This is a genomic window from Cyanobium sp. BA5m-21, from assembly GCF_024346235.1.
Lineage (GTDB): Bacteria > Cyanobacteriota > Cyanobacteriia > PCC-6307 > Cyanobiaceae > Cyanobium_A > Cyanobium_A usitatum.
The window spans coordinates 1-6,068 of sequence record NZ_JAGQCO010000080.1; the positions used below are offsets into that span (position 1 = coordinate 1).

Below are 6,068 nucleotides of genomic sequence, written 5' to 3' on the forward strand. Positions count from 1 at the left end.
CGGAGAGGGTCACAGGACCTCCTGAGTTACACCACTCAGAGGGGCGCTACCATGACCGGACAACAGCTGCTGCCCCGTAACTGCCTTTCACCCGTCCTGCATCATTAAGTAGTCCACTGGTTTGCTCGTCATAGACGAGTCCATAAATGCAGCGGATGCCGCTGCTGGCGACCCGCCTATAGATCTCAAGGTGCCGGGCATCGAGGCCAACCTCACGCACCACACTTTCGAATTGGGCGATGCTTTTGAGGCGAGAGCTGCTGGGTGGATTCTCGAATAAGCGCTCGCTTCCGAGTTACAAGATCAGCCGCTGAAATGGCCGCATCAAGTCAATCTGGCTCAACAAATAATACAAAGGTGATCAATTCGCCTGACATGGCCAAGAGAGTTTGGTGGGTACTAGAAATCTGGTTTTACTGCCTGGCTGCCAGGTTCGGCTTCTCCGGATAACGCCAGTGATGATTCACCTGCGACTTGCATCCGAACCCCATCAACCCAGCAGCAGCCGTAGTAAGTGATCACTGAATTCCACAGCTGTCGTCCAGTTCTCCGCCTCGCTCAGACCAGAGCTGCGGGTGGGCTTAAAGCTGTGGTTACCACTAGGTATCCAGCGCAGCTGTATCTGTTGCGAGAGGCTGTAGGAGTCAACCTCCTCACGGCGCCCAAAGCTGTCGCGTTCGCCCTGCAAGATCAGTGCTGGCGTCTGCAGGGTGGCCAGGTGCTCGGTGCGTAGCTGCAGCGGTTTGCCTGGGGGATGGAAGGGATAGCCAAGGCAAAGGCAACCCTTCACTCCATAGCTGGCTGCAAGCTCATCTAGCAGCAGGCTCGCTACCCGGCCGCCCATCGACTTGCCGCCAATAAACAGGGGCAGGTTTGGATTGAGCTGCCTCTCCAGCTGCACCTGCTGGCGGAGGGCCTGCTGCAAGACGGGCATTCGATCGGGCCCTTGGCGGCGCTCAAGGAAGCGCTGCCGTGCCATGTAGGCAAATTCAAAGCGCAGCACCCGCCAGCCGTGTTGCGCCAGGCCGCTGGCAATAGCAGCCATGAAGGGGCTATCCATCGGTGCACCGGCCCCATGGGCCAGCACAACGGTGCCAAGAGCGTCAGCTGGACCATCGATCAACCGAGGAGCAGCCCTATCAGCAGGATTCATGGGTTGATCCTCGCGGACGCCGCTCGGACCTCAACAATCGCTGCTTGCCTGATGGCGACTGACATGTTGCGGTCATTGACCGCGGTGCCAGTTTGACCGCAATTTGACCGCAGGGTCAGCGGCCTATCGGTGAAAAGTCAATCGGGGCGACAGGATTCGAACCTGCGACCTAGTGCTCCCAAAGCACCCGCGCTACCAAGCTGCGCCACGCCCCGTTCCTTCGTCATAGTAGTGGATTACTGGCCAGCACTGGATTCTTGCTGTGCCAACGGGTTTGGGGCTTGTAGCGGGCAGGGGCAAATGGCAGCATGTAGTGGCTGGATATCACTTGGATATCACTAGCTCGTCACTTTTCTGTCACTAGCGCCGCAGGGCCCCCATGACCCGTCGATCCGACGCCCCGCCATGGGTGCAGGGCTTAAGGGCACAGCTGAAGAGCACCGTTGGTCCTGCTTACCGATTGGGGGAACAAAGCGGCAAGGCGAAGCTTGATGTCCGATATGCCGACGGCACCAGAGGAACAGCTGTTCTTCCCTTCTTGTGGGTGCCAGGGCAGGCTCGCCACATACAGGAGGTTGTGGAGCGCGTAGCCCAACAGCTTGCTATGGGCCTCACCCTGCGCCAGGCACTAGAGGTGATCCGTGGTAAAGCCGTTCCCCCACCTGAACGTGGCATCGCCCCCGTCGGACTGGAGTTATTGGCCGCGTGGGAAGCGTTCGGGGTCTACAAGGTCCATCGGACCGGCCAGATCAAAGACAGCACCTGGCTTGTCGATTACGGGAAATCGGCGAAGCGTCTTCAGGTTGTCGCTGACAAGGCAGTTGACGCCAAGTCGCTGTTAACCCTGGCCGGAGAGGCATGGCCGCCGGGGTCCCGCCGTCGCCAGGTGGTTTTGCAGCATCTCGCCGCAATGTGCCGCTGGGGGGTCGAAAACGATCTCTTGCAAGCTGATCGCTGGACCCCACCCCCCAGCCTGAAGAGCTACGTCGGTGAACAACGAGCCGGGCGAGTGGACGGAGTACCCCTTAACGACGATCAGATCCTTGGCCTGCTCAATGGTCTGCCGCAGGACACGGCAGGGCAGAGGTGGAATTACGCCTTTCAGCTGATGTCTGCCTACGGCCTACGGCCAGTCGAATTGCTGCACCTGCGCATGGAACCAGCCGGAGGCCTGTGGTGCGACTACATAAAACGGAGTGGCGGGGGATCGACGAGGCCACGCCAGCTCCGAGCCCTGCACCCTGAGTGGGAAGTCGAGTGGAGGTTGCGCGAACGAATCGAGGCGGGTGAGGCCTTGCCACCGTTTGGAGGTGGGGTGGCTGATGCGGCTCGTCGTTATCTAAGCCGGCAACAGGCATGGATAGATCTGGCCACCTCAGGAGCTACCTGCTACGGATTCCGGCACGGGTATGCCCTGCGAGCGCACCAGGCATATGGGCTGAGTGCGCGAGTGGCTGCAGCCCTGATGGGCCACTCTGTCGAGACTCACTCGCGGCATTACGGAAGGTGGACCGACGAGGCAACAATCGACAGCGCGATGGAAGCAGCCATGCGCTGTCGCAAGTTGACGCAATTGGCAGATTCGGGCTAATGTTGAGATGACGGCCCACCCATGGCGCTCCTCAGGCAAACCCTCCCGTTCCGCGAGTTAAAAGGCGGAAAAGAGGGACTGACCCAGTGCCATGGCAATCCCAAATCAGATTCACACAGGCGAGTGGCTTCGGACCAACGAAGCTGTTTTTGTCTTGCAGATCAGTCGCGACACTCTTCATAGGCGTTGTCGCGACGGCTATCTTCGCGCCGGGGAGCACTTCATTGCATCTGGCCCCCATCGCACCAGTCCTCGCTTGTGGTCAATAGCTGCCGTGCGGGTCGCAATGGCCGGATGGACAGGAGTGTTGAAGTGACTCCGCAATTGACGTAGCAGCTTTACTGTTTAACAGTAGAAATATTAAGACTATCTAGTCCCCTATGTTTCCAATTTATATGCATACACTGCTATACTTAGCCAGGAGGTATGCCAATGCAGGTTTTAACTGAAAGGAGAGATCGTGAGCGGTATTTGGCTGTTAATCAGCCGTTATCGCTTCGTGTTTCTAAGCCGATGCTTGCCAATTTGGCGGTCAAGGCAATCCAGCTGGAATCCAGTTCCTCGGAGCTGGCTCGCTTGCTGATCTCAGCGGGTGCTAAGTCACTTGGTTGGGGAGATATTGATTCTGTCTGCTGAAAACTGCTCACACGGAAGCAGGGCTGAAGTTCTTCACGCCCAGGCCCTGCTTCCGTCCATCACAAACAACTTCCTAGGAGGAAGCCGCACATGAACCAAGCCATTTTAACCCCCAATGAGGGGTCTCGATCGGTTGAAGAGATTTTTGCTGCCATTGGGAAGCTCCAGCAGCTTGGCGCCATTGAAAATTGGATCGACCAGCGCTCGCATGCTGAACAGCTGTTGCAGGAGTGGTTTGATCTGCCAGATGATACCCCTGAAGATGATGAACTTCCACCAATCGATCATCGAGCAGAGTGGCTTTGGGATCAGCTAGATCGCCTTAAGGAAATTCAGTCCGAGTCATCATTGGAGTCCGAGCCAGAAGTATGCGAGCAATCACTAGTGATCGATGTTGATCGATGGGTCAAAGAGGCAAAGAACGTGCTGTGGGAGGGATGGCAGCAGTACGATCGCTTTCGATTTCGACACGATGACGATAGCGATAAATATGAACCTAAGCCTTGGCAAGGGTTGGGCAGCAGTGAAAGCGAATCTATTGAAAGTATCGATGGTGATCTGGCTAGCAAGGCCACCTGGCTGTGGATGGAGTTCGATATGCTGCTTACTGTTATACCGAGGAGCCGTTTTCTTGAAATTTTTACTATATGGAACGAGCTTGAACAGCATATTGATCCCGATGGATGCATCCAATCAGGACGGCATAATATCCAGGATAAGCGTCGATCTGAAGAGCTTAAGAAGCAGGGATATCATCAGGAAGCGGCTATGTGGTTGTTGCCTAAGGATCAATTGGAGCGACCCAGTGAATGCAGCCTGGAAGATTGGGCAAATATCATCAAGCCATTTAATCGGGCTGAGTATGACGAACCTATTACGGAGTTCCTGGCAAGGATAGAGCTTGCACGCGTTGGGAGGGTGCCTTGGGGAACTACCGCTGAAGTGGGTCTGAAGCTTCACCAAGAAGATGCCCATACCAAAATTCGCCAGTTGGTTGATGAAGGTGCTAACGCGACAGAAATCCAGGAGTTGATCAACCAGCAACCCAAGGGCTATAACCAAATTGGCTTGGCCAAGTTTGCTGAACAGTGCCGTCTTGAGATTGAGCGGCGTCAGGACCTCACCGATGCGCTCGAAGCCCTTCTTCTTCGTGGTGAGCCTCCCACTATTTCCCTTGCTGATTACGTTCCAGCTGATTGGCTGCCAATGTTTCGCGTCCTAAGAGAAGGGTTGAAGTTCAGTGATGAGGCCATCGTGATGACAGTGATGGCTGGGGTGGCCGCGATGTTGCCCCCTGCTCTCCGCATCAAGGGATGGTCGATGGTAGAGATTCCAGCAGTGTGGCTTTTCCTAATTGGCGTTAGCGGAACCGCCAAGTCCGTACTGCTCAACATGCTGATCAACTTCCCGATGGCAAAGCCGATCAGCGCAATTGATGCTTGGAATAAGCGGGAAATGGATTGCCGAAGGATTTCCAGTGATGCGGGTGAGGATGTTCCTGCATTCCGCAAGCGAAATTTGATCTATACCGCGCCAACTACCCAAGGGATTCGGGCAGATCTTGCCGAACATGGCGACGAGGTACCGGGTCTTTTAGTACGAGATGAATTAAATGGTTGGCTCAAGCAAATGGCTGATGACGGTGGTGCCAGTGTTGGGGACGTCGAATTTTGGTTATCGAGCTATGACGGTGCCTACTCCAACGACGTGTTTGCTGATTCAAAAAAATCACGTGAGGTTCGTTGCGGAAAGCTCAGCGTGATCGGGGGTATCCAACCGAGGGTGTTCCTTGAGCAGCTGGAAGCCGGCAATGCCAATGGTTTTAATAGCAGGCCACTTTTCGTTCATCTGCCAAGGCTTAAACGTGAGTTGATCCAGCCGGATGAACAGACTGACAAGTTGAAGGATCACATTGGTGATCTGTACCTGGCCGCACTTGAGGAGTCAAGTAGCACTTACTTGTTGTCGCTAGATGCGGAGGAGCTATTCAAGAAACTTTTTGATCAGTTGGAGGAATTGTCCCTACAGGCCAACAGTGAGGAAGTAGAGGCATTGTGGGCAAAGGGTCCAGGACAAGTGTTGAGGGTGTCTGCAGCTATCCACTTCATGCGACTGGCGACTGGTCAAGAAGAACGAGTGGAAAGGGGATACATAAATAAGGTCACGGTTGTAAGCGCTCGGTCGCTCCAGCTAGCAACCAATTTGGTGATGGCAGGCAAGACACGAGCAGTACAACTGCAAGAGCGAGCCGCCAATCCAAGGCTTGAGCAGGCAGATCGACTCCTTGAGATGGCAAGAAAGCGCCAAGGAAAGTTCGCAAAGCAAGGGGTTTCGCTAGCTACTCTCCGAAAAGGATGGCCACACCGCAGTCGTCCGACATTGGAGGAGCTAAAGCAAATTGCCACGATGCTCCAAAGCCACGGATTGGTGCTTCTTCTGGATGGTTGCAAAGCGATCAGGGTGGTGCGATGAAACGGTCCACCCCATGTCCACCTTCTGTCCACCAAGGTGTCCACCTAAATGTCCACCCCCTCTTTCCAGTCAGTGACTAGCTTTTAAGAGAATAGGGTGTACAAAAAAAGACCCCCCTACATACATCTAGCTGGAGTGGAATGAGGATCACTCTGGAGCACGAGACACACTGGGGGCCCCAAAAATTGTCCACCCGATTCCCCAAGAAGCACTGGT

At 55.0% G+C, this 6,068-nt stretch carries 3 protein-coding genes and 1 tRNA gene; 2 read left to right on the forward strand and 2 right to left on the reverse strand.

The window, feature by feature from the left end:
- Positions 1–490: 490 nt before the first annotated feature.
- Both KBY72_RS13800 and KBY72_RS13805 read right to left on the reverse strand, forming a co-directional pair.
- Positions 491–1,153 (reverse strand): alpha/beta family hydrolase, encoded by a 663-nt coding sequence (locus tag KBY72_RS13800; RefSeq protein WP_254993814.1) that lies wholly within the window; start codon positions 1,151–1,153, stop codon positions 491–493.
- Positions 1,154–1,294: 141 nt separating this feature from the next.
- Positions 1,295–1,368 (reverse strand) — tRNA-Pro (locus KBY72_RS13805).
- A gap of 362 nt (positions 1,369–1,730) precedes the next feature.
- Between KBY72_RS13805 and KBY72_RS13810 the strand changes: the two genes are divergently transcribed.
- Both KBY72_RS13810 and KBY72_RS13815 read left to right on the forward strand, forming a co-directional pair.
- Entirely contained in the window at positions 1,731–2,744 is a 1,014-nt protein-coding gene (locus KBY72_RS13810) for a hypothetical protein (RefSeq protein ID WP_254993815.1), read from the forward strand.
- A 726-nt stretch (positions 2,745–3,470) separates the two neighbouring features.
- Complete coding sequence (locus tag KBY72_RS13815) at positions 3,471–5,852, forward strand: DUF3987 domain-containing protein (protein WP_254961461.1); 2,382 nt, start codon at positions 3,471–3,473, stop codon at positions 5,850–5,852.
- Positions 5,853–6,068 lie beyond the last annotated feature (216 nt).